The sequence below is a fragment of the Vibrio sp. H11 genome, assembly GCF_004804295.1.
Taxonomy (GTDB): domain Bacteria; phylum Pseudomonadota; class Gammaproteobacteria; order Enterobacterales; family Vibrionaceae; genus Vibrio; species Vibrio ostreae.
Map to the genome: position 1 here is coordinate 1 of NZ_SSHN01000011.1, position 23,010 is coordinate 23,010.

Below are 23,010 nucleotides of genomic sequence, written 5' to 3' on the forward strand. Positions count from 1 at the left end.
AGCGTTCTCAATCCATGAATATCGAAGTGTAAGGCGAGTATGTCGCATGAGAACTAGACTATAAGAGTACGACAAAGTCGATTGGTATTTATCCCGTCAGGGTCCCTCAGTAATGACAACGGATGATGAAGACAACCAGTATGATGCTTTAATATTCAGCGGTAGCCCGATTCAGACTTGGTTGTAGAAATTAGTATGAATCCTTTTTTGGGGTTACGTATCATTTAGAACGGTACGAACAGGGTTACTTGGCTGTTTAGTATGAAACTTTACTCCTCTCCCACAGGTGGGCGCTTTAACAGGAAAACGGGTGTCTCAGGCTATGAACGGCACTGAATAAATCTCAATGCGACACGTTTTTATTGCGAAAATCCATTAACCTGTTAACGTTCAAAAGTCATGCAACAGCATGACTTTTTTCATTTCTTTCTAGCGTTCGCGGCTTAACAGCAGTTTATTCTGATTATAAAAAGGCATCATCATGGACTATTTCAGCAGTACGGTACTTCTTGCTATGTTTCTTATCTTTGTCGGTTCGTTTGTGCAAACGGCGATTGGATTTGGCCTGGCGATTGTTGCTGCACCGCTGCTGATCATGGTGTCGCCTGACTATGTGCCAGCGCCGATTTGTCTGGTGGCACTGTTTATTTCGCTGTTGAGTGCATTCAAACATCGCAGCAATATTTCCATCGGCGGTCTGAAAATGGCGCTGATCGGTCGTATTCCGGGCTCGATTGCCGGCGGAATGCTGCTGGTGTGGGTCTCCACAGAAGTACTGACTTTATGGCTTGGACTGCTGGTACTGTTTGCGGTAGCGGTCAGCCTGCTGCCGTTTCGAATTGAGCCGACTCCGGCCAGGATGGGCGTTGCCGGTTTCTTCTCGGGCTTTTTTGGTACCAGCAGCGCGATTGGTGGTCCGCCGATGGCTTTGCTGTTGCAGCATCAGGAAGCCAATCAGTTGCGCGGCAACTTATCGGCCTTTTTTGTTTTCAGTTCCATCATCTCACTGTTGGTTCAGATCCCGACCGGCTTTCTGACCGTGCACCACTTACTGATCACGATTCCGCTTATCCCGTCAGCGTGGCTCGGTTACGTATTGGCGCGCAAAACGACTCAGACGCTGCCGAAAGAAAAAATCCGATCCGGCGCGCTGGTATTGTGTTTACTGAGTGGCTTGACCGCGCTGATGAAAGGCCTGATGTAAGTGTTTACTCTACGTGTACCTTCTGGCGTTCATCGTGTGTTAATCATACTCCCGGATAATCGATGACTCGCCTACAATGAAAAGACGAACAACAATCTTGATGACAGAGAGGTAAACAGTCAGTGCTGAGAGCAATTGGTAACATTATCTGGTTTTTATGCGGCGGCGTGGTGATGGGCCTGGCGTGGTGGTTTTTCGGCTTGCTGGCGTTTATCAGCATTATCGGAATCCCTTGGGGACGGGCCTGTTTTGTGATCGGGACCTTTTCCTTCTTCCCGTTCGGTCAGGAGGCGATTTCACGGCGTGAACTGAGTGGTGAATACGATATCGGTACCAGCGAATTTGGTGTGATTGGTAATGTGATTTGGTTTCTGCTGGCGGGGATCTGGCTGGCGCTGGGCCACCTGGCTTCAGCCGTGGCGTGTTTCATTACCATCATCGGTATTCCGTTTGCGCTGCAACATCTCAAACTGGCGGTGATTTCCCTGGCGCCGATTGGTCAGACGGTGGTGCCAAAAGAGGTCGCAATGCGCGCCAGATATGGTCAGCGCCGCTAACTCTCAGTGAGCGGATCGCTCAATAAGCGTGAATACCAAAAGTACGCAGCCGTGCAGGTAGAATATCGTCTAACTGCTGCACTTCATCTGGATCAATTTCAATCAGGTTGAATTGATGTTCAGTATATAAAGCGCGGGTTTGCTGGCGGTGTGTCTCCTCAGTGGGAGCGCCGTCGGAGCCCCAGTACTGGATGTACACCTTCCCGGCCGGCAGATAAAAGTCACTCATCACATTTTGTTCAATCGGCAGCGGGCGCTGATAGGCGTGCACTAAACCAGCCAGATAGAGCCAGTTGTCGATCAACAGCTCTCCGACCGAACGCACGTAATGGCCGTCCAGTGTGCGGTGTTTGGCTGCAAACTTGTGGCGAAAACTGGCGTACGATTGATCCGTCGCATGTTCATTGGCGTCCTGACCGAGAAATTCAATCACCGACTGGCGTAAATGCGGGTTGTGGCGGATAGAGTCGTGCCAGACGACAAACTTTTGCTCAGAACCTTTATCCTCTCTCTGCTGCGCTCCGACTCGTAAACCGGATGGTGTGGCAATCCAGCCGGCATCGTTTTTTGTCATCCAGCCCAGCTCACTGAACAGCTGATTGATTTTCTTCGGATTGAGTTTGAAATAGTCACCCACCTGCGTCGCGCTCATGGTTTGTCCGCTGGTGGCGCTCAGATCGATGAGCAAATTGTTCGGCCAGACGATAAAAGGTCCGAATTTAGGGTGCCGGGCGTACTCGCCACCGAATTTGGCGCCGAGGTCGGTTAAGATCCACTGATCTTCACAACGGTTGATGTAGCCGGCTTTTTTCAAATCGGCGAACAACTGCTTGGCATCGAGATTTCTCTGTTTCGCCAGCGCTGAAGTGGAAAGTTTGTCTGCCATAGAATCCGCCTTGCCTGATGTGTTGTTGTAAGTGTAACCCGCGTTGATTGCGCTCTCAGGTTAGTGTAGGAAAATTGTGAGCTGGTTGAATGATTTACATTGTAAACCAGCCTGTGCTGGCGCGAGGTGATTGTCGTTTGGCCGGGTTGATTGGTAGCATGGCGTTAGTGTGGTGAGAGGTACGCGGATGATCAAACGAGCAGGAAAAGTGATGTTACTGTTGTTGGCACTGGTGTCGGCCGCCGTCATGTGGCAGCAGGCGCAGCTTGCTGTGCTCGCCATGGCCCGCATGGACCCTCTGCCATACACTCGTCAATTGGTAGCCGCACAGCATTATGCAGAGGCTGCTGAGTATCTCGGCTTCTTTATGCAGTATGATTATGTCAGCTCCGATCCCCAAGCCCAGTCTCTGGCGGCCAGTATTGCAGATACCCGCAGTGAATGGCGCTATCAACTGGCGAAATTGCAGCAGGGATTAGTGGACGGAACCAGTGATGAAACCATTGGTCTGACCGCGGCGGTAGTGACGGATTTTCTTGTGATTGGTGATGTACGTGATTTGACCCGACAGGGATTGAATCTTGTTCGGGGCGAAGAAGTGGATGACACTCTGGTTGCACTGGCGTCGCTCGGACTGCTCGCCAGTGCCGCTCAAATCATGAGTGGTGTTGGTACGTTAGAAACCGCCGGCGCTGCGACTCCGGTGTTGCTGGCCAGCAGCGCCAGTAAAAGTGCGCTGGTCACACTCAAAGCGGCCAGAAAAGTAGGCAAATTACCGCCTTGGCTGGCTAAAACCCTGACCAGTGAAGCTAAACTGGCCCGGCAGTCAAAAAGCCTGGCTGGTGTTTCTGAGTTGTTGGGGGATGTCAGCGTGCTGGCCAATACAAGTGGTGGGCTGCGGCTGCTGAGTCGTACCGGTAATCAGGCCGAATTGAGCAGAATGGCTCGATTTGTGCAGACCTTCGGCGAGCACAGCGCCATGCTGTATCGCCTGGGTGGCGATGTGGCGCTGCAGATGGCCCATCGGGCGCCGCAACTGGGTAAAAGCACGATAATGCTGGCGGCGACATTCGGCCAGCGCGGGTTGAGAGTGCTGGATAATCTCGGTGCGGTCAGATTTACCAAGTATGTCAGCCGGGCAGCAAAACTCGCCTATAAAGGTGATTTGTTGCGGCTGCTGGCCAAATGGTTGCTGCAGTTACCACACTGGTTGCTCATGCTGTTTATCGTCCTGGCGGCTCTGATCTGGTTACCCTGGCACTGGTTTAAACGTCTTTGGGGGCGCAAAACGTTGTCTTGCTGAGTTTTTCATTCTAGAACGGCGGGATGTAATGAACATCCCGTGTTCCGTCTTATCATTCCTGTTTAACCCCATAAAATGCCAGTCAGGCATCGCAGTGCATGTCGCTGCGATGACCGCTCTGCACGCTCTGACTGCCAATCAATCGGTGGCTGATAAGCCTGCGCTGCGTCTGAGCAGGGCAGGGATAGACGGTTTGCTGGTGGTAGCAATAGTTTGCATCAGAGCAAAGCTGGGATTATGCACGCCGGCTACATTCAGTTCGTCCAGCATCAGCAGCCACAAACGCGCTGTCATTTGCGCATCCGCCAACGCACGGTGAAAGGTACCGTCATTTTCAATCTGCTTAAAGCGGACTAAATCGCCCAGTTTGTGGGTAGGTGCGTCTTGAATCAGGCGCCTGGCTATCAGCATTGAACAGGCAAATTGACCGCCATAGCGGGTATCAATCCGTTCCAGCTCTGCATCCAGAAAACGCTTATCAAAACTGGCGTTATGGGCTACCAGTGGACTGTCACCGATAAAGTCGGTGAATTCCGCCATCACTTCTGCTGCACTCTCTGCCTGGCTCAGCATGGCGTTACTGATACCGGTATAGCTTTCAATAAAGCCGCTGATCCGAACACCGGGGTTCATCAGGCGCTGGAATGTTGCGCTGATTTCACCATCCACCAGTTTCACTGCTCCAATTTCGATGGCGCGATCACCCATATTCGGTGAGAGGCCGGTGGTTTCAAAATCGAGCACGATAACGGAATGAGCAGGGTGAGACATGGTAAATATCCGGTCAGGAGAAAACCGCAAATTATACTGAATCACGCGCTGGTTGGCATTAGGTATTGCCGGCGACCCAATCCGATTTAACCATGTGTTGTACGCTATCTATATATTTGATAAGTCACATATGTCTAACTACACTCAATTCGAAAATAACGGCGAGTTTTTATACTAATTTTATTTCCTTGAAGGGGTTGGCATGCGAGTTCACTCAATTCGGTTGAAGATGATGATACCCATCTTAATTTTGGCGGTGTTGGTGTTGGCGGCGGTCGGCTTTATGCAGATCATCACTAAAATAGAAGAACGCGCGATGGATAAGCAGGCTAAGTCTTATTTTGAAGCGATCGCCACCGTGTTGAATGCTGACCGGGATATTTATCAGGCGCGGCTGGCCCAGGCGGAAATGTTATCCAATTATGGTAATCGCGCCGAGCAGCAAAAAGTGTTTGATGAGAATGCTCAGCAAGTTTTTGACCGCTTTCAGCGCTTTCGTCAATTACTCAAAGATGAACCGCAACTGATTGCGCCTTTTAGCAATTTTGAAGGCTTGTATCAGACCTGGATGGCAAGCAGCCATAGCCTCAACCAGATGTATACCACCAATCAGACTTTGATTGCTCAAATGGAGTCCATCGATCAAGACTTTTACTCGTTACGCCATTTACTCGATGTGGCTGAAAAAGAGCTCAGGGCTCACGCAGTTGCAACAGATGGTGCTGTCGTTGACTATGAGCTGATGAAGCGCTATCTGGAGGCCGTTGCCGAAGTGCTCAATGCTGACCGCGATCTTTATCAGGCGAGACTGGCTCAGCAGAAAGCGCTGACCCATATCGGAGATCAGGCTCAAAACCGTGAAGAATTTGAGCAGAATGCGTTAGAAGCAATGGGGCGGGTGCAATCTTACATGACATTGATGTCCAATGAGCCCGATTATGTCAGGCCGTATGCCCGGTTTAACGAGATTTTTGCTGCCTGGTTTAAGCGCAGCGAAGCCTTGCTTGATTCGAAAGTTTTGGCGTTATCGCCGGAGCATCAGGATATCCTGAGTCAGAGTGAGGAGAGTTTTGCTGCCATTCGTGATTTGCTGGACAGGGGCGGAGAAGCGGTTCGCCAGCACGCCCGTCTGATTGAACAGGAAACCGCACAGGAAGTGGCGAGTTACCAGCGTCTGGCGCTCATCATTGTTGCCGTTGGTTTTGTGATTGCGTTCGGGATTGGTTATTACATGCCCAAGCGCATCACCGAAAACGTCAACAGCGTATCACGGCGGATTAAGGAGATCTCTGAGGGAGACGGCGATCTGACTGCGCGGATCAATTCGCAATCCAAAGACGAACTGGGCGATCTGTCACGGGAATTCGATCAGTTTGTTATTAATCTGCAAGGGATCATGCGCATTATTCAGGAAAAAAGCGCGGCGGTGGGGGACTCGACCCATGAGCTGGAAAAAGTCGCTGATACCGTGAATCAGATTACCCCGGTGTTGGTTGACTCCAGTGATTCGATTGTCAGTGCGGCGAGCGAGATGTCGGCGTCCAATGAGCAGATGGCGAATGTGGCGTCTGAGACTTCCAATGAATCGAGCCATGCTACCGAGCATATTCAGCAGGGGCGGGGCGTGATCAGTTCATCGCACAAAAGTATTGACGAGCTGGTACGTAATATCGAAGTGACCATGAATAAAGCCCAGGATCTGGAGAACAATTCAGTGTCTATTTCATCGGTACTGGAGGTTATTCGCGGAATTGCTGAGCAAACCAATCTGCTCGCTCTGAATGCTGCGATTGAAGCGGCGCGTGCCGGTGAATACGGGCGGGGCTTTGCGGTGGTGGCGGATGAAGTTCGCGCCCTGGCCACGCAAACCGGTGAGAGCACCAACAAGATTGAAGAGATGATCAGCCACCTGACACACAGCGTCAATGAGGCTTTTACCAGCATTAAAATGAGTAAGGAAAATGCCAGCCAGACCGTCGATAGCTTTAACCAGGTTGTTGAGGTGTTTGATGCACTGAGCCGGTCGATGAACAATGTACGTGAATTGTCGGAACAGACTGCGTTGGCGACTCAGGAGCAGGCGACGGTATCGAATGACATCAACAAGAACATGATCGCCATGAAAGACCAGACCGATGGGGTTGACCAGGCGTCCAAACAGATTCATCGCCAGTTTAGAGCATTATCGAATTTGTACCGTGAACTGGATGAACAAGTGTCGAAATTCAGAGTGTAAACAGGATGAAGAGCGGATAGTGATGCGAAGCAGAACATGGCAGCAGCCAGCAAGGTAAGGCAGAATTCACGCTATACGAAAAAACTAGACAGGAATGAAATAACGAACCTTGTAAACACGCCCGGACGCAAAGCATAAGTCCGGGCGCTTTTGTATCTTATTCCGGATAACAGGATATCAGGATGAGCGTTTGTCCGGATTAGGCGGTGTGACTTCGCTGTCCGGTTTATCAAAGTAGGCGGCGAAACCACTGCGGGTCGGTTTATACGGCCAGTAATGATGACCCACTCGGATCACCAGGGTTGCCAGCGCCAGAATCAACGCGGCCAGAGACAGCCAGACAATAAATACCCCATCAATCTCTTTCATCCCCAGAGTGATGTAACGAGCGATAGCCATGATCGCGATATAGATAGGGTAGCGAACCGGTATTTTACCGTGCGAGACAAACTGGTGCACCATGGTCAGCACTTCCAGATAGATAAACATCAGCAGAATATCGGTTAACAATACCGCCTGGGCAGTAAAGATATGCTTAAATTCATTGGCGATGGCGAATAACGTCGCCAGTGTTATCGCGACCAGTAAGACGGCCTCGATAATATGGTAAACCTTTAGAAACAGCTGGGTGAATTTTTTCGATAGTGACGATTCCATTGCTTTACATCCATATCATTAACATTAATGCCATAGTAAGAGGTCTGGGTTGGATTGGCGAGATTTATTGATAATTCAGCCGATGGATTAGGTTTTGGCCTGAGCAGGCTAGCGTACGGATATTGCAGCGCAGTGATCATACCGGTTGTGACTTCTTAGTGGATGGAATATTTTCTCGGCGGATGAAATTGCAGCAGTTAGTCAATCTAATTTTGCATGGCTTCAAATATAAATATTATTTTAAATCAAAAAATAGCCGCTGGAACAGGAGTAGGTTGGATGGGATTGGTTTATTTGAGGGAGTAAAGATGACCACATTCAAAGTATTTCTCAGAGATCTGCTGGGGTTAGTTTTGATTCTTTCTACGGTGCTGGCATTGTTTAGTCTGTTGTTGGATCTGACTGCGTTGTTTGCCTATCTTCATCATGATTCAGGCCATGCCTCATTACTATTGCATGAATCTTTCTATCTGTTGGTGTTTTTTATTCCGCCCTATTTCATCGGGAAATACATCAACCGGGCCGAAGTGGTGCAAGCGGTGGAAGATTTTCTGCTGATGAAAAGTAAGCAGTCATAATCCCTTTCCTGCCGCGGACAATATGACCTTTGCTGTCGGGAGCAAAGGTCATATTCAGAGGGCTTTACAGCCCCGGCAGATCTAACCTCAAGTACTGGTACTGACCGGATTCAAGGTAGGCCAGTTCTTCCTGATAGCCAGAACTAAGCAGGGGAAAACGCTTGTAGGTCTTCGGATCCAGGCTGTTGACTTCAATATGAAATCCCGGTGCCTGTCGGTCGCGTTTCCACTGATTGCGAAACAGCAATTTGAAAAACTTCACGGTGTAATCAGCCATCAGCGATTTGTCTATCGCGGTAAATTCTTCGGTCATTGTTTCAAAAGTATCATGGGGTGGCATCCCGGCTTCGAGGGTGAGAAATACCATGCGATCCAAGACATCAAACGGCATTAAGTCGTCCTCATCGCGCTGCTCTCCCGGGCGAAGCTCAGCGGTCGGACGCTGATTATTAATGTAGGACAAGGCACTGAGCTTCATGGTTTGACCATCCTGATAGCAGAAGCCGTGGCGCTCAAGCCACAACAGTAACTTGAGAATACGCGTCTTGGTGACGCCGCAGATGGGCGCCAGCACGCCTGATGAATCGCCATCCATGGTGCAGTAACCGACCGCGCCTTCAGACATATTGCTGGTGGTCAGCAGCAGCTTGTTCTCGAGGTTGGCGATAAACCAGATGCTCGGAGAACGCACCCGTGCCTGAATATTTTGCAGGGCGATATCATGTTCCTCCCAGTTGAGGTCCAGCGCAGTGGCTTTGGCTACCATCGCTTGGTAGTTATCAACTGCTGCACTGATATCCAGGCTGAGAAACTTTGCGCCAAAAGATTGTGCGACTTTCTGCGCCGCTTCCCGGGTAACCGGCCCGCTGTTGGCGCTGGCCTGATAAGCGGTGGTGAGCATATTGGCCATGATGGCGCGCGCGGTTTTCAGTACGACTTGCTGGCAATCTGCGCCCGTTGAGTGCTTGTCAAATTCGCTGATGCGCTGGCTGGTGAGAAATTTACTCAGATGTGCTGGTAACCGACATTGGCTGCCTGCTGCGGTTTTCGCGATGCGTTCTCTTAGTTCAAACACCACGGAGCAGTACACACTACTGGCGACCAGGGCGGAATCGGCGCCGCCGCTGAGCGATAAGGCGTAACCGTTAGTGCCGGTTTTTTTCAGCCAGTCACGCAGGCCAAGGGCGATGGCTCGCAACGCTTCTTCATGTTCTTCGTGTTCGCTCTCCTCCCAGGGTTGGTTCAAGGGTGTCGGTGTCAGTTTGTGCATCAATTCGCTGTCGCTTAATCCAACCTCAATGGTCTGCTCGGAATCAAAATCATGCACCTCAAAGTAGCGCTGACTGTTACTGATCTGGCCAATACGGCTGCGTGACAAATCGACATCGGCACAGATGACTTCCACATCACTCATGTGCAGACGCTCTCCTTTGGCAACCAGCATTCCGTCGACCGCAATCATAGCCCCGCCATCGTAGATAGCTCGGCCTGATTCACAGCCGGACAGATTCGACAGCACGTAGCAAGCGGAGTAGACGCGGCTGGACTCTTCAACTAGGCGTTTACGGGTTCGAAACTTACCGATCGCGAAGTGACTGGCGCTAGGATTGGCGATGACATCGACCCCCTGGTTAAAAAAGCGCTCTGAAGTGCGGTTGGCAACCCAGGCATCTTCACAGATTTCAAACCCGATTTTTACCCCGTTGATTTGGTAAACCGGGTTGCCAATCGGTGTTGCTGTTTGCATCCCGTCGAGTTGCACTGCGCTGTTTTTGCTGCCGGTCCAGGGCGTGAACCAGCGCTGCTCATAGTGCAGGCCATTGGCTGCCAGATTGCGTTTTAACGACATGCCGTGAATGCCTTTGCGGGTCACCAGGGCGACCGCGTTATAAATGCGGTTGTTGATCATCACCGGCAGGCCGACGGAGACCGCCATACTGCGCGGGATGAAGCGGGCCAGAGCGCCGACACTTTTAAGGGCGCGCCGGGCGACATGCGGGCTGTGGAAGAAATCCTCACAGCCGTAACCGGATATCGACAGTTCAGGCGTGATCAGCAGCGTCGCACCGCTCTGATGGGCAAGTTCAATGGCTCGTTTTATGTTGGCCAGATTACCACTCCAGTCCATTGGAGTCTGGTTGAGAGAACAGGAACTGATGCGCAGTGTGGTCATAGTGAATCCTTTCTTGTTTCGCAATAAGGGCTTAGCGATAGCCTCTGCAAAGTGTATATGATGCAGACCGACGTTGCGCAGGCACTGATGTTATTTTGTGTCTTGCGCCAGCAACGGGCGCAGGAAGCTGCGTTCATAACTCAGTACGCAATCTGTCTGCTCGGCATACTCAAAAGCGGCCTGGCAGTCAGGATCGGCGACGGAGTCGTGACGATATTGTTCATAGGCGGCTAAGGACGGAAATGAGAACAGGGCCAGAGCAATATTGTTGGCGCCCTCGGCCGGTAGAAAGTAGCCATGGTGTGTGCCACCAAACTTCTCCACCAGCGGAATCCACATCCGCGCATAACGTTCAAATTGAGCGATTTTTTTCGGGTCGATAACGTATCTGACGTGACAGGTGATCACTGTGCCTCCTTGGTAAGTGCTTATTTGATAAGTAATGAAGTGCTTATCGGTTCACGTTTGGGCAATGGGGCGAAAATTCAAGCAATGCAGGGTGACAGCTAAGCGAGAGTCGCGCATAGGCCTGCCGGTTGCACCGGAGCTAACGACAGGACTCTTTTGCTCTTAGAAATCGACGCTGTTGGCCTCAGGAGAACTCGGTTTGCCTGAGCAGGGGAAAATCCTTGTGCTGGTTCAAGCGTGACTGGAGTTCGTCCTGCGCATGCGGTAGTATCGCCGGCCTTTTTGGTACAAGAGTAGGAGTTAGCAGATGTTCATAGGGTTTGACTACGGTACGGCCAACTGTTCGGTCGCCAGAATGCAGGGGACAGAGCCGGAACTGATCGCTGTGGAAGGTGACAGTCTCTATATCCCCTCAACCCTGGCGGCACCGACCCGGGATAGTGTCTCGGAACATCTGTTTCGCCATCGCCAGATTAAACCGCTGGATACGCTGGGTGAGCAGTTGCTGCGTCGTTCGGTAGCGGCTAACCGCGATGAAGATATCGACCTGCAGCCGGATGACCTGGTATTTGGTCAGGCTGCGTTGGATCTTTATCTGTCTGATCCGCATGAGGTTTACTACGTTAAATCGCCGAAATCTTTTCTGGGTGCGATGGGCCTGCATGATATCCAGCTGCGCTTTTTCGAAGACCTGGTCTGCGCCATGATGGACAACATCAAGCGCCAGGCTGAAATGCGCAGTGAGGCAGAAATCCGTGATGCTGTGATTGGCCGCCCGGTTAACTTCCATGGCCGCGGGGGGCAAGATTCTAACCGTCAGGCGGAAGAGATCCTGCGCCGAGCTGCTAAACGGGCAGGTTTCGGCAGTGTTGAATTCCAGTTTGAACCGGTGGCGGCAGGGCTGGAATATGAAGCGACTCTCAATGAAGACAAGACGGTACTGGTAGTCGATATTGGCGGTGGTACGACCGATTGCTCATTGATTCAGATGGGACCAACCTGGCGTGGTAAAGCAGATCGCACTGAGAGCCTGATTGCCCACAGCGGGCAGCGGGTTGGCGGGAACGATCTGGATATCCATCTGACCTTCAAGCAATTGATGGCGCCGTTTGGCTATGGCAGCCAGACACAATCCGGACTGGAAATGCCGATTACTCAGTTCTGGAATCCGATTGCGATTAATGATGTCAGCGCGCAGAGCAAATTCTTCGCCCGTGAAAATCTGGCTGATCTGAAACGTCTGCACAAAGAAGCGCGTGAGCCGGAGAAACTGGCCCGCCTGCTTGCGGTGTATCATGACACTCTGGGTTACAGCCTGGTGAAAAAAGGGGAAGAGGTCAAAATTGCTTTGTCAGAGCAGGCGAGTGTAACGGCACAGCTCAAGGTTCTTGCTGAGCAACTCGAGATAGAGGTGCAGCGCGATGCGATGATCGAAGCGATTGAAGCGCCGAAAAGTAAGATGATTGAATTGGTTAGAGAGGCGGTACAACAAGGCGGTGTCACGCCGGATGCCATCTTTATGACCGGTGGTTCTGCGCGGTCACCGATTCTGCGTGCCGGGGTTGAGCAAGTATTACCGACTGTGCCTGTGGTCAGTGGTAACTACTTTGGTTCGGTCACTGCAGGTTTAGCGCGCTGGGCGCAGGTATGTTTTGCCTGACTGTTACGATACCGTGTCTATATTAAGCCTTCTTCGGAAGGCTTTTTTGTATGCGGTGACATTCATATCTTATTGATATGCAGTCAGTTGATCTGATTGGACGCGCTATTTTTTACCCTGCTAAATACAGGGTCTTTTTCTATACTCAATACGGGGACAGGACATGCGGAGGTGAGTATGACTGTACATACCCGAATGGACCATTATTTAAAAGATCACCACATTCCGTATCGCAGGATTGTGCATCGCCATAGCAACAGTTCTCTGCACAGTGCTCATGCTGCTGCTGTTCAACCGATGCATCTGGCGAAAGGCGTGGTACTGGAAGATCATGATGGCAAACACTTAATGGCCATATTACCGGCGAATGCTAAAGTCAGTTTGTCGGTGCTGAACGACGAGTTCCAAGCCAAGTACCATTTGGTGAAGGAACGCGATATCTATCAGATGTTTGACGACTGCGATCGCGGCGCAGTACCACCGCTGGGGAGTGCATACCATATGAATATGGTGTGTGATTCCTCGCTGATGGAACTGGATCATGTGTATCTTGAGTCCGGAGACCATGAGACCTTGATTCGCCTCGACAAAGACGCTTTCAACCAACTGATGGAGTTCAGCCACAGCCGAAAACTGCGTTTTGGTACCGAGCTTTTCCACTAACGGCTAGTTAAAATCAAACCGGGTCCTGGACCCGGTTTTTCTTTATCGCTCAGTCTGAACCGCTGTAGCTGCACGCAGTGAACGGTGCGTGTCCTTATTAGGTTCGCAACGGAGGTGTAATAAAGTTTCATACTGAACAGTCAAGAAGCCCTGCTGGTACCGTTTTAGATTAAACATGACTAAACAATAAAAATTCATACTAATTGCTACTACTACGCCCGAATCGAGCTACAGCCGAGTAGTAAAGTATCATACTCGTTGTAGCTTACTTCTGGACATTTCCGTTTTAGAAATATTGCTAACTTAACAAAGCATGAATTAATAAAAGTATGGAAAAAATCGCTTACGAGAGTGTTGAGTATGACTGGAGCAGAACAAGACGCTGGTACGGCTAAATTTGCACGCAGATTTATTTATATAGAGACATCGGGCTTATTCAATAATCGGGATCAAGCACTGGCTACGTAGCGTTTAATCCTTATTATTTGTTTATGCCAAAACTCGCTCAATTCTAGTTATCTTTTGAATAGTAAAACGAAGTGTCGTTAAACAATGAAATAGACCTGTAATATCCAAATTTGAAAGAGCATCATTTTCATAAGCGTAACGCGCTTCCACAAACAACTTATCGTAAGGCTTGACAAGTTGTACCAACTCGGAGAATGAATATTCTATTGCTCCCTCAGCATGTAAAGATTCTATGTTGTCTATAACTTCATCGCCAACATTAAGGAGTAATGAGCTTAAATAATGACCTGTTGTTAAGGGTTTTTCAGTAACTCTTCCACCATACACGCCATTTCCAAAATTTTTATAATCTTTGATAATTGAACGGACACACAGTGATTTAATATACAATTCGATAGCGAGTGCAGCATTGGTGATCATAGGAAGTAAAACGCCGGACATTGGCGGTAACTGCCTCAAAAACTCAGCACCGTCGTAAAACTGTTCAGCCGAATCGAGTACACTGCTATTTGGTATTTCGATTCTTTCATATTGATACGCTTTATTGTTCATAGACTCCTACCATATATGTGAGGAACGCAATACAGAAGCTCCCGCATACCACCTTAATCGCTAAGTGCAACGCATAGTAAAAATGCCATGCGTTGCTAATCACTCTTAAAATAGTTTGTTATGCGCTTACTCGCTGCCATCTCTAAACTTCCGTTTTATAGGTGAAAGTGCACGTTGTGTTGGCAATACCGGTTACACCGTTGTATTCATGAGCCGTAATATTAACGGCGTTCCAAGCTACAGGTTCATACTTGTTAGCGACTGAGTTCAAGACATCCGCGCACTCTTGATAGTCAGCTTGAGTATCCGGAAGGAAGCGATGAACACTTCGAAAAGCTACGACGATAAGCCCCTGTTCAGTTTGTTTGGAACTATATTCTGAAGGTGCGTCATACGTTATTGGCCCTACATGATTTACTAACTTTAATGTTGGAGCAACACAGCCAGAGAGTGGCAGGATTAAACATAACGGTAACAACGATTTTAGGTTCTTCATACTCTTATCATAATAACATTTTAGTTCGACGAATTATCCAACAGTTGCATATAAAAAACACTGTCTGAAGTCATTATTCGGGCATATTTTTCCTTGGCGCATAGCCCAATTAAGGGGGGAACAATGCTACCACCCAACCTAAAGCATTGTACCGTAGACACTAAAATTGAAGTAGAAGCAAAAATGCCAAGCGTTGAGAATCCCTCTTAAATTGCTTGTTATGAGGCAACTTGAAGCGACAAAGAAAGGAAGTTTTCATCGCATTCAGTCACCTTATAGCCGAGAGATTTGTAAAACCTTACCGCTGACTCATTTCTAGTGAAGCTTGATAAGGTTACGTGACTACGCCCTTGATCTCGCGCTCTTTTGTGAATCATATTCATGACGCTTTCACCCAATTTTTGATTTTGAAATTCTGGGAACACAATGAGTAAATGTACATGAAGTGCATTATCGTAAGGCTTGAAGCATAGCATTCCAACTCGCGTCTCATGCAGGTAAACCCAGTGAAACCAATGCGGCTCATAGTCACTTTGTAAACGATTTACCTGAAACTCATCACACCAACCAAAGACGGCATCAACATGCGAATAAAGTCCCTGTTTCACAACAGAAAACAGACTTTCAAATTCATCACTTTCTATTTGTATTAGCTGAATATCCATATGCCTCATAACGCCCAATTAAGGTGTGAGGCACGCAATACCGATGTTGCCGCATACCACCTTAACCATTAAAGCCAATGCATACTAAAAATGCCACGCGTGCCGAATCACTCTTAAATTGTTTGTTAGGTGCGTAGCTTAATCTTGCACCAATCTGACCCATTTTGCCCGCCATGCCTGTGCTTCCATTGGGTCTGGCCAGAACTCTTTTTGCTTACTTATCAAGCCATTTTCAACGGTATGAAAAGTTATAGCTCGTGCTTTTTGGACGCTATCTGTAATTGATACATCAGTGACAACTGTTTCACCATCGCAAACTACAGAGTGAATTGTAAACTCCCAAATACCATTCGCTGGGTAATAGGAATTGATAGCCGTAAAGTTGTCTCGGCCAATAATGAGTTCACCAGACTGCGGCCAGAAACCCTCAAAGCCAGGGCTAAGCCACTCGCTTGCTTTAGCAAAGTCGTTTGTTTTCATCGCATCCCAAAAAGCTAGGACGACTTCCTTTGAGTTCATGATTTTCTCCAAGCACCTAACGCCGCATTAAGGTGTGAGAGACGCTTGGCTATACTTGAGCGAAGCGAAAACGCCAAGCGTTGCGAATCACTCTTAAATACTTTGTTATACAAACTGTTACAGCTTATCCGCTAATTTCTTAAGGTAAGATTTGGCTAGTTCATTTTTACCTCGACTTAACCACTTTATACACTCTAGCAGTTCCCAGATTAGTCCTTGGTCACCATTTGTATATACAAGAAAGTCTTCGTGCTTTGGTGCAGGAGCATCGGTTAATCTTGACTCCACAGCACCCATTTTATCAAATAGTACTTTGAAAGGTCTGGAGATATCAAAAGGCTCGCTTAGATCTAGGCAATGAATCTCTGTGCTGGTTAAATCCGTGAAAATGTATTTTGTAAAGTAAGCATTCTCGTTATGAAAGCCTTGATTACGATAGAAAATTTCTTTACCACGCTCAAAAGCCGAGAAGCACTCTTGTGTGGATTTATGGAATTCATTTTGAGTAAGAATCAAAATGTCAGCGTCAGATACTCGGTCACCCTTACCTGCAGCCAATGAGCCTAATAACACTGCGGCAACCACGTTGTCTTCGGAAATAAACGCAGAACAAGCAGATTTAACCAGCTCATTTTGAAGGGGAAGATTTTCGAGATTAAGTTCTTCTAAACTCACAGTTACCTCCGTTTGTATAACAGTGTCTTTTCAGCAGACATTGTCTTTATAATATTTTCAGAAAATACAGAAACCAAAGAAGCAACATACTGTTCTATAGGTCTTATTCTTCCTTCCACTCATAAATTGCAGAACATGTCTGTATAATCATAAGAATTCAACTAGGCTCATAATCAGCTATTAGTATATGTAGGTCAAGAAATGACATGAGAAAGTGGTCAGGAATCTTGAGCTAAACAGTTTTGGGGCATTTCGATTTAAGAATGGTAGCGTATCGACTGCGATCGCTGCCATTTTAGTATGAATCTTTAATACTTGGTATGAGACTTTATTCCTCTCTCACAGGAGGTGCGGTTGAAGTGCTCGACTGATCTGCTACTGTTCTCAATTATGGTGCCCGTGTGTACGGTAAAATCGGGTATAATAGCGGGCTTGCACAGAGGAAGGGACAGCGACCGAATATGGACATCAGTTATCGTCAGCTCAAAGCGTTTATTGCGCTGGCTGAAGAGCAGAATTTTACCTATGCCGCTGAAAAGGTGCACATTACCCAATCGGCATTGAGCCAGATGATGAAGAAGCTGAGCCAGCAACTGGCGAGCGAACTTTATCAGCGTAAGGGGCGTAAAATCGAGCTGACGGAAGCGGGTAACCACCTCTATCAGGAGGCGCGTTTTATTGTTAACCGTCTCGATAAACTGGTGCAGGAGAATCACGACCGTCAGCATGGCTACAACAAGTCTCTGGTGGTGTCATCACTCTATACTTTGTGTGCCTCACTGGCGCCGAAAACACTCAATGATCTCAAGCGTCGTTACCCGGACTTTACTTTTCGTCTGATCGAAGAGCGGGTCGACGATATCACGCACTCGGTACTGGAAGGACGGGCCGATATCGGCATTAACACCAATCCCAATCACCCCGATCTCAATTTTGATCTCCTGTTTCGTGACTATCTGTGCCTGGTGTGTCGTCAGGACCATCCGCTGGCTGAGCTCGATGCCATCAGCTGGGAGCAGGCGCATCAGTTTGCCTCGATTGGCGTCAGTCCGGGCAACAGCCTGCGTACCCTGGCGGACGAGGCGTTTTCACGCATTGGTCTGACTTACGATCCGGAATTCAGTGCGTCGCATACGTCAACGCTGCTGGGCATGATCGCCAGCGGGCTGGGGTGTGCGATTTTGTCATCGACCATCGGCGGATTAAATCACAGTGCGGATATTCGCTTTATTCCGATTGTTAAACCGGTTCAGTATCGTTTGGTGGGGCTGATTACGCGCAAAGAGATGCAACGCGCTCTGGTGGATGAATTCACCCTGATCCTCAAACAGCATGTCGGCGATTCCAATTTACTGGCTGCGGATCCGCAAATGGGTACATCCGAAGATGCCCCCATTTTATGCTAGTGGCCTGAACTTGCGTCGCCGGTCGCTTACATCGGACCGACCGGCAGACCGGAAACCATGTAGAGCAGGAAACAGGCGCCCCAGACGGAGAACAGGACCAGAGCATACGGCACCATCATGGCCAGGAAGGTGCCAAACTTCACCTCGGGGTTGTATTTGGCGATTAACGCCAGCACCATCGGAATATACGGATTGGTCGGTGAGATAATATTGGTGGTGGAGTCGGCAATCCGGTAGCCCATCTGCGTTACTTGTGGCTCAACGCCCAACAGCATAAACAGCGGGATAAACACCGGCGCCATAATCGCCCATTGTGCCGAACCACTGAATACGATCAGGTTCATCAGCCCGGCCAGAATCATAAATACGGCCATCATCAGCAGCTTAGGCATATCCACTGACGAGATCCATTCTGCGCCATTGACCGCGATGTAAATCGCTAGATTCGACCATTTGAACCAGGCGATGAACTGAGCAATCACGAATACCAGCACAATATAGCCACCGACCCCTTTCAGCGCTTTGCTCATCAAATCCGGCACATCACTGGCGCTTTTAATCGTGCCCGCTTTGTAGCCGTACACCACCGCATTCATGATGAAGAACGCCATAATGACCGGAATAATTCCTTTCAGAAATGGTGACGGTACCAGACCGCCTTCAGCATTACGCAGCGCAGAGTCTTCCGGCCAAATCAGGGCCACTAAAACCGCGATAAAGAGCAGCGAAGCAATACCGGACCAGCGCAGAGCGGTTTTCTGCTGCTCGGTGACGGTAAAGGAGAGCTCATCATTGTCGGCTTTGGCCGGCATTTTGTGGGCAAAACGTGGCTCGATATATTTGTCGGTCAGCAGGGTTCCGGTCACCACCAGAATAGGCACTGAAATCAGCATGAAGTACCAGTTGGCCGCCGGGCTGACTTCTACCGCTTCAACAATTTTTGACGCCTCGGTTGAAATGCCGGACAGCAGCACATCGGTGCCGGCGATGAACAGATTGGCGGTAAAGCCTGCTGCGACCGCAACAAAACCGGCCGCAATCCCGACAATCGGGTTGCGGTTAGTGGCGGCAAAAATCAGCCCGGCCAGCGGTGGGATAAGGATAAAAGCGGCATCGGACGCCAGGTTACCGATAATGCCGGTAATAAAAATGGAGGCGGTAACAAACTGGCGCGGCGCGTTGAGCAGGGAGTGCTTAATGGCACTGTCGGCCAGGCCTACTTCCTGCAGCAGTCCCACTGCCAGCATCATGCACAGCACCAAGCCGAGAGGCTTGAATGAGACAAAGTTATTGACTGTGGACTGGAGGATATACACCAGTCCGTCGCCGCTGAGCAGGTTTTTAACCTGCACCACTTCACCGCTGGACGGGTGAGTGACGCTGCCACCGTTGATCGAGAGCAGCCAGGACAGCACCATCACGCCGAGACAGAGAAAAATAAACAGATAGAACGGGTGGGGAACCTTATCCCCGAATCGCTCGATGCGATCAATCATCGACGTCCGCGACGCCGTTTTTTGAGAAATTGCGGTCGACATGGTCAGTACACTCCTGTGTGAAAATGGGGGAATCATTCCCCCATGGTCCATTTTACTGCTATTTATATAATTGATTGATATTTAAATAATTGACTATGATTGAAGCCTGCTATTGCTGTTCGACTAATTGAATAAAATAGGCCGCGCCAATCGGCAATAAATTATCGTTAAAATCGTAGCCTTTGTTGTGCAGGCCAACGCAACGGGTGCCGTGTTCGCCGCTACCATTGCCAAGGAAGCCATAACAGCCCGGAACTTTCTCGAGGAAAAAAGCAAAATCCTCGCTGGTCAGCTTGGCTTCGCAGCCAGGATTGACCTTATCGGCGCCGACCACGGCCTGAGCGGCCTTAATTGCCAGCGTCGTTTCATCCGGGGTATTGACCGTCGGCGGATGAGAGATCGGGCCCAGTTTAAACTCGGCGCTCATTCCTTGTGCTTTGGCGCTGTATTCGACCAACTGTGTCAGGTTGTCAACCAGACTATCACGCGTCTCCTGACGCAAGGTACGAAAGGTGCCATTCATATGCGCCTGATCGGCAATCGCGTTGGTGGTTTCACCACAGTGCAACTGGGTGACGGAAACAACAATCGGATCGAACGGATCATAACGGCGGCTGACCATGCCCTGGATGCCCTGATAAATATGGGTGGCAACCAGCAATGGATCCTGGGTGGTATGCGGCAGTCCGGCGTGTCCGCTTTGGCCGTTTATGGTGACAAACAGGCGATCGGAACTGGCCATGATCGGCCCGGTTTTAAAGGCGAAATGGCCTTCCGGCAGGCCCGGCATATTGTGCAGAGCGTAACAGGCATCGAGCGGGAAACGTTGCAGCAAGCCGTCTGCAATCATGGTTTCCGCACCGCCACGTCCTTCTTCCGCCGGTTGGAAAATCAGCACCACTTTACCGCGGAACTGGCGGGTGGACGCCAGATAGCGTGCGGCCAGCAGCAGCATGCTGGTATGGCCGTCGTGACCACAGGCGTGCATTTTACCGTGATGGCTGGAACGGTGTGCGAAGGTGTTCTCTTCATGAATGGGCAGCGCATCCATGTCGGCGCGCAGGCCGATGGTGTTGCCGTCGCCCAGTTGGCCATAAATCACACCGACAACGCCGGTTTTGGCAAAATCGGTACAGATTTCATCCACGCCATATTTTTGCAGCTCAGCCACCACCAGAGCCTGGGTGTGGTTTTCTTCAAACCCCAGCTCAGGATGCTGGTGGATAGTATGGCGAATGCTAATAGTCTCAGCGACCCAAGGCTGTAAAACCTCAATAATGTTCATGCTTCTCCCCTTTCGTTAAGAAGGATTTAACACTATTGAAACATGGCAAACAAACCGGATTACTACTCAAACTATTAGTGTTGCTAATAGTGATTCAGCCAAGAAACATCAGCATGCAACCAAACCGTTATACTGGGTTGGAATAAACAGGGTTGCAATAAACAGGGTTGCAATAAACAGGGTTGAAATAAACTGGGTTGAAATAAACTGGGTTGTAATAACAAGCCGGGCATTATACCCGGCTTGGTGATCCCCGTTTTTAACTTGGCCGCTGGTCAGGATTGGTCGGGATAGTCTCTCTGACGACCTTGCGGGGTAGATTGGGTGCGCCAATGCTCCTCGCGATCATATGTTTCATCGCACAGGTCGATGGTAAATCCCATATCACGCACCTCTTTCAGGGTAAGGTTGTCAGCCAGATGAGTGACCTGACCGGCTTTATTACGTAGCTCCATACCGTCTCCTTGAGTGAGTGTTGGACATCAACAGCAACCTAAGTATAGGCGACACCAGCCGATTGGGGCCGGGCATCAGCAGGACCGTCTCTCTGAGCAGGGTTAGCACATCGCAATCGAGATCAGCGCATCTGGTTGAGTATTTTCTGGCATACTGCTTCCGCCAGTTGATGGCTGGCAATGTTGCGATTAACGACGGCGCTGTCGAGCTTGCCGCTTTGTACCACGTTCAGCCAGTCCTGAATCATAGGGGCGAAGCCTTTTGCGGTCAGCATCGGCGTCCAGTCCTTTAACGCCAGTGTGGTCTCCTGGTTGGCCTGCCAGTGCTTACCGGCGACAAAAGAGTCAAATTCGTAGCCTTGATTGACAAACTGCGCACTGACCCTCTCGCTGGTTTGGCCAAACTGGCGGTTCATTGAGGCATGCAACAGGGTTTGGCCGTGTTGCCACTGAACATCCACCCGGGCCAGTTTCGTCGCATTGAGCTGATGGGTGATGTACACATCCTCAATGTCCGCTTTGGCATACAGGTTGACGCTGTCGAGCGGGTGGATAAAGTCATCAAACAAAAATGTACGGACATCACCGCTATGATTGTAGCGATGCTTTTCCCAGCGCAGAGCGCGTAGATCGTCACGGGCGGCGCTCTGCACGCCGGCAAGGTGCTGATTGAACAACGGGATATGACGGCGGTTAAAGCCGACATACAGAGGCTGGCGGTGCTGAGCGGCGACTTCATACAGGGTTTCACAGGCGTGAGCGCTGTCTGCCAGCGGTTTATCCACGAAAGTTGGGATGCCATGGGTGAGGAAAAATGCCGCGATTTCGGGATGGACCGCTGTCGCAGCGTGGATCATCACCGCATCGACCTGCATGTCGATGAGCTGTCGGTAGTCAGTGCAGCTGTGTGTCACATGATAGCGACTGGCCAGCTCGGCCAGAGTCTGAGTGTTACGGGTACAAAAAATGACTTCGACGCCAGGCCACTGGGCGATAACGGGTAAGTAAGCTTTCTGGGCGATAACGGGTAAGTAAGCTTTCTGGGCGATATCCCCCAGACCGATCAGGCCGATTTTCATGATGAGCTCTCTGAGAATTGATAACAAAATCAAGGCTAACGCTTGAGAGAGCTCGATACAAGGTGAAAAAGACGTAGTGTTCAGCAGGCCGGAAGGTGTTATGTCAACACTGGGATCTTAGATCAACACAGAGAAATTAGGTCAATGATCCACGGTAAGGCACGCATGTAACCCGGAATGGTGACCGCGAGAACGGCCATGAAGGCTGATGAGCTGACTCATTCAGAATGGGCTGTCACGATTGAGCGTATTACAGATTTCAATGATCGCCAGTGACATTCCTGACTTGATGATTTGCTGCTGACGTTGCAGATGCAGGTTATAGAAGGCCAGATCAATGTCATCTTCCGGCTCGTCAAGTGGGCTGAGTTGGACCATACCCATCTTTTTAACCAGATTGAGCGCCTGAATGGCAGCCACTATGTTGGGATCAGTAAAGCTGTACTCGGCACCATCGCTGTTGAGCTGGTTGCGCAGTTTAATAACACTTTCAATATCATGGTAAACATCGTCCGGAATAACGCCCAGACCGTACAATAATTTGAGACGTACCGACAGGTTGCCCAGCGGGCCGGTGTCCTGCAGCAAAGGCCCGACGACTGACTGCACCGCAAAATTATCTTTACGAAAGATGCGTTGCATCAGGGCGTCAATGGCTTCGCTGAATACTTCGACGGTCTGGATGAAAAAACCCCGTACTGATGGTGCATCGTTCAGTCGTTCCAGGATCTCAGTTTCGTTAATTTTATCTACCATATATGATTCTAAGCTACGTC

The 23,010-nt window shown here is 49.6% G+C and carries 22 protein-coding genes and 1 pseudogene; 8 read left to right on the top strand and 15 right to left on the bottom strand.

Going from position 1 to position 23,010, the window contains the following annotated elements; genetic code table 11:
- Window positions 1-481 precede the first annotated feature (481 nt).
- Window positions 482-1,204, top strand: coding sequence for a sulfite exporter TauE/SafE family protein (locus E6C74_RS15745; protein ID WP_136486972.1), 723 nt, complete (start codon window positions 482-484; stop codon window positions 1,202-1,204).
- A gap of 122 nt (window positions 1,205-1,326) precedes the next feature.
- Complete coding sequence (locus E6C74_RS15750) at window positions 1,327-1,761, top strand: YccF domain-containing protein (protein ID WP_136486973.1); 435 nt, start codon at window positions 1,327-1,329, stop codon at window positions 1,759-1,761.
- A gap of 19 nt (window positions 1,762-1,780) precedes the next feature.
- On the opposite strand, the gene E6C74_RS15755 is transcribed toward E6C74_RS15750, so the two are convergent.
- Entirely contained in the window at window positions 1,781-2,647 is an 867-nt protein-coding gene (locus tag E6C74_RS15755) for a glycerol kinase (protein ID WP_136486974.1), read from the bottom strand.
- Between the two features lie 187 nt (window positions 2,648-2,834).
- Here E6C74_RS15755 and E6C74_RS15760 point away from each other — a divergent pair, with 187 nt between their 5' ends.
- Window positions 2,835-3,950 (top strand): hypothetical protein, encoded by a 1,116-nt coding sequence (locus tag E6C74_RS15760; protein ID WP_136486975.1) that lies wholly within the window; start codon window positions 2,835-2,837, stop codon window positions 3,948-3,950.
- Between the two features lie 138 nt (window positions 3,951-4,088).
- Here E6C74_RS15760 and E6C74_RS15765 read toward each other — a convergent pair whose 3' ends face one another.
- On the bottom strand, window positions 4,089-4,721 hold the full coding sequence (locus E6C74_RS15765; protein ID WP_136486976.1) for a 3'-5' exonuclease: 633 nt from the start codon (window positions 4,719-4,721) through the stop codon (window positions 4,089-4,091).
- 229 nt (window positions 4,722-4,950) lie between these two features.
- On the opposite strand from E6C74_RS15765, the gene E6C74_RS15770 reads away from it, so the two are divergent.
- Entirely contained in the window at window positions 4,951-6,957 is a 2,007-nt protein-coding gene (locus E6C74_RS15770) for a methyl-accepting chemotaxis protein (RefSeq protein ID WP_136486977.1), read from the top strand.
- Between the two features lie 177 nt (window positions 6,958-7,134).
- Here the strand turns inward: E6C74_RS15770 and E6C74_RS15775 are convergent, their stop codons facing one another.
- Entirely contained in the window at window positions 7,135-7,614 is a 480-nt protein-coding gene (locus E6C74_RS15775; protein ID WP_136486978.1) for a phosphate-starvation-inducible PsiE family protein, read from the bottom strand.
- 308 nt (window positions 7,615-7,922) lie between these two features.
- Between E6C74_RS15775 and E6C74_RS15780 the strand changes: the two genes are divergently transcribed.
- Entirely contained in the window at window positions 7,923-8,192 is a 270-nt protein-coding gene (locus E6C74_RS15780) for a D-fructose-6-phosphate amidotransferase (protein WP_136486979.1), read from the top strand.
- A gap of 64 nt (window positions 8,193-8,256) precedes the next feature.
- Here the strand turns inward: E6C74_RS15780 and nadE are convergent, their stop codons facing one another.
- Together nadE and E6C74_RS15790 are read right to left on the bottom strand one after the other, a co-directional pair.
- Window positions 8,257-10,365 carry an NAD(+) synthase gene (gene nadE / locus E6C74_RS15785; protein WP_136486981.1) on the bottom strand — a complete coding sequence of 703 codons (2,109 nt, stop codon included), beginning with the start codon at window positions 10,363-10,365 and terminating at the stop codon, window positions 8,257-8,259.
- 90 nt (window positions 10,366-10,455) lie between these two features.
- Window positions 10,456-10,773, bottom strand: coding sequence for an NIPSNAP family protein (locus E6C74_RS15790; protein WP_136486983.1), 318 nt, complete (start codon window positions 10,771-10,773; stop codon window positions 10,456-10,458).
- Between the two features lie 307 nt (window positions 10,774-11,080).
- Here E6C74_RS15790 and yegD point away from each other — a divergent pair, with 307 nt between their 5' ends.
- Window positions 11,081-12,433, top strand: coding sequence for a molecular chaperone (yegD, locus tag E6C74_RS15795; protein ID WP_136486985.1), 1,353 nt, complete (start codon window positions 11,081-11,083; stop codon window positions 12,431-12,433).
- A gap of 177 nt (window positions 12,434-12,610) precedes the next feature.
- On the top strand, window positions 12,611-13,096 hold the full coding sequence (locus E6C74_RS15800; RefSeq protein WP_136486987.1) for a YbaK/EbsC family protein: 486 nt from the start codon (window positions 12,611-12,613) through the stop codon (window positions 13,094-13,096).
- Window positions 13,097-13,585: 489 nt separating this feature from the next.
- Here the strand turns inward: E6C74_RS15800 and E6C74_RS15805 are convergent, their stop codons facing one another.
- The 5 genes and pseudogenes from E6C74_RS15805 to E6C74_RS15830 form a co-directional block, all read right to left on the bottom strand.
- On the bottom strand, window positions 13,586-14,116 hold the full coding sequence (locus E6C74_RS15805) for a hypothetical protein (protein WP_136486989.1): 531 nt from the start codon (window positions 14,114-14,116) through the stop codon (window positions 13,586-13,588).
- 714 nt (window positions 14,117-14,830) lie between these two features.
- Window positions 14,831-15,286: a GNAT family N-acetyltransferase gene (locus E6C74_RS15815; protein WP_136486991.1), complete on the bottom strand. Its 456-nt coding sequence runs from the start codon at window positions 15,284-15,286 to the stop codon at window positions 14,831-14,833.
- Between the two features lie 9 nt (window positions 15,287-15,295).
- Window positions 15,296-15,440, bottom strand: a pseudogene (locus tag E6C74_RS21275) (DUF3265 domain-containing protein).
- Complete coding sequence (locus E6C74_RS15825; RefSeq protein ID WP_168797044.1) at window positions 15,416-15,796, bottom strand: nuclear transport factor 2 family protein; 381 nt, start codon at window positions 15,794-15,796, stop codon at window positions 15,416-15,418. Before E6C74_RS15825 ends, E6C74_RS21275 begins: the two are co-directional and overlap by 25 nt.
- A gap of 117 nt (window positions 15,797-15,913) precedes the next feature.
- The gene (locus E6C74_RS15830; protein ID WP_136486995.1) at window positions 15,914-16,471 is read right to left on the bottom strand and encodes a nucleotidyltransferase domain-containing protein; all 558 of its coding nucleotides are present in this window, start codon (window positions 16,469-16,471) and stop codon (window positions 15,914-15,916) included.
- Between the two features lie 461 nt (window positions 16,472-16,932).
- Here E6C74_RS15830 and E6C74_RS15835 point away from each other — a divergent pair, with 461 nt between their 5' ends.
- Complete coding sequence (locus E6C74_RS15835; protein ID WP_136486997.1) at window positions 16,933-17,877, top strand: LysR family transcriptional regulator; 945 nt, start codon at window positions 16,933-16,935, stop codon at window positions 17,875-17,877.
- A gap of 26 nt (window positions 17,878-17,903) precedes the next feature.
- On the opposite strand, the gene E6C74_RS15840 is transcribed toward E6C74_RS15835, so the two are convergent.
- From E6C74_RS15840 to E6C74_RS15860, 5 genes are all read right to left on the bottom strand, one after another.
- Complete coding sequence (locus E6C74_RS15840; RefSeq protein ID WP_136486999.1) at window positions 17,904-19,415, bottom strand: AbgT family transporter; 1,512 nt, start codon at window positions 19,413-19,415, stop codon at window positions 17,904-17,906.
- Window positions 19,416-19,524: 109 nt separating this feature from the next.
- Complete coding sequence (locus E6C74_RS15845) at window positions 19,525-20,700, bottom strand: M20 aminoacylase family protein (protein WP_136487001.1); 1,176 nt, start codon at window positions 20,698-20,700, stop codon at window positions 19,525-19,527.
- 275 nt (window positions 20,701-20,975) lie between these two features.
- Window positions 20,976-21,155: a hypothetical protein gene (locus E6C74_RS15850; RefSeq protein ID WP_136487003.1), complete on the bottom strand. Its 180-nt coding sequence runs from the start codon at window positions 21,153-21,155 to the stop codon at window positions 20,976-20,978.
- A gap of 122 nt (window positions 21,156-21,277) precedes the next feature.
- Window positions 21,278-22,234 carry a Gfo/Idh/MocA family oxidoreductase gene (locus E6C74_RS15855; RefSeq protein WP_136487005.1) on the bottom strand — a complete coding sequence of 319 codons (957 nt, stop codon included), beginning with the start codon at window positions 22,232-22,234 and terminating at the stop codon, window positions 21,278-21,280.
- A 222-nt stretch (window positions 22,235-22,456) separates the two neighbouring features.
- On the bottom strand, window positions 22,457-22,990 hold the full coding sequence (locus tag E6C74_RS15860) for an MltR family transcriptional regulator (protein ID WP_136487007.1): 534 nt from the start codon (window positions 22,988-22,990) through the stop codon (window positions 22,457-22,459).
- Between the last annotated feature and the right edge of the window lie 20 nt (window positions 22,991-23,010).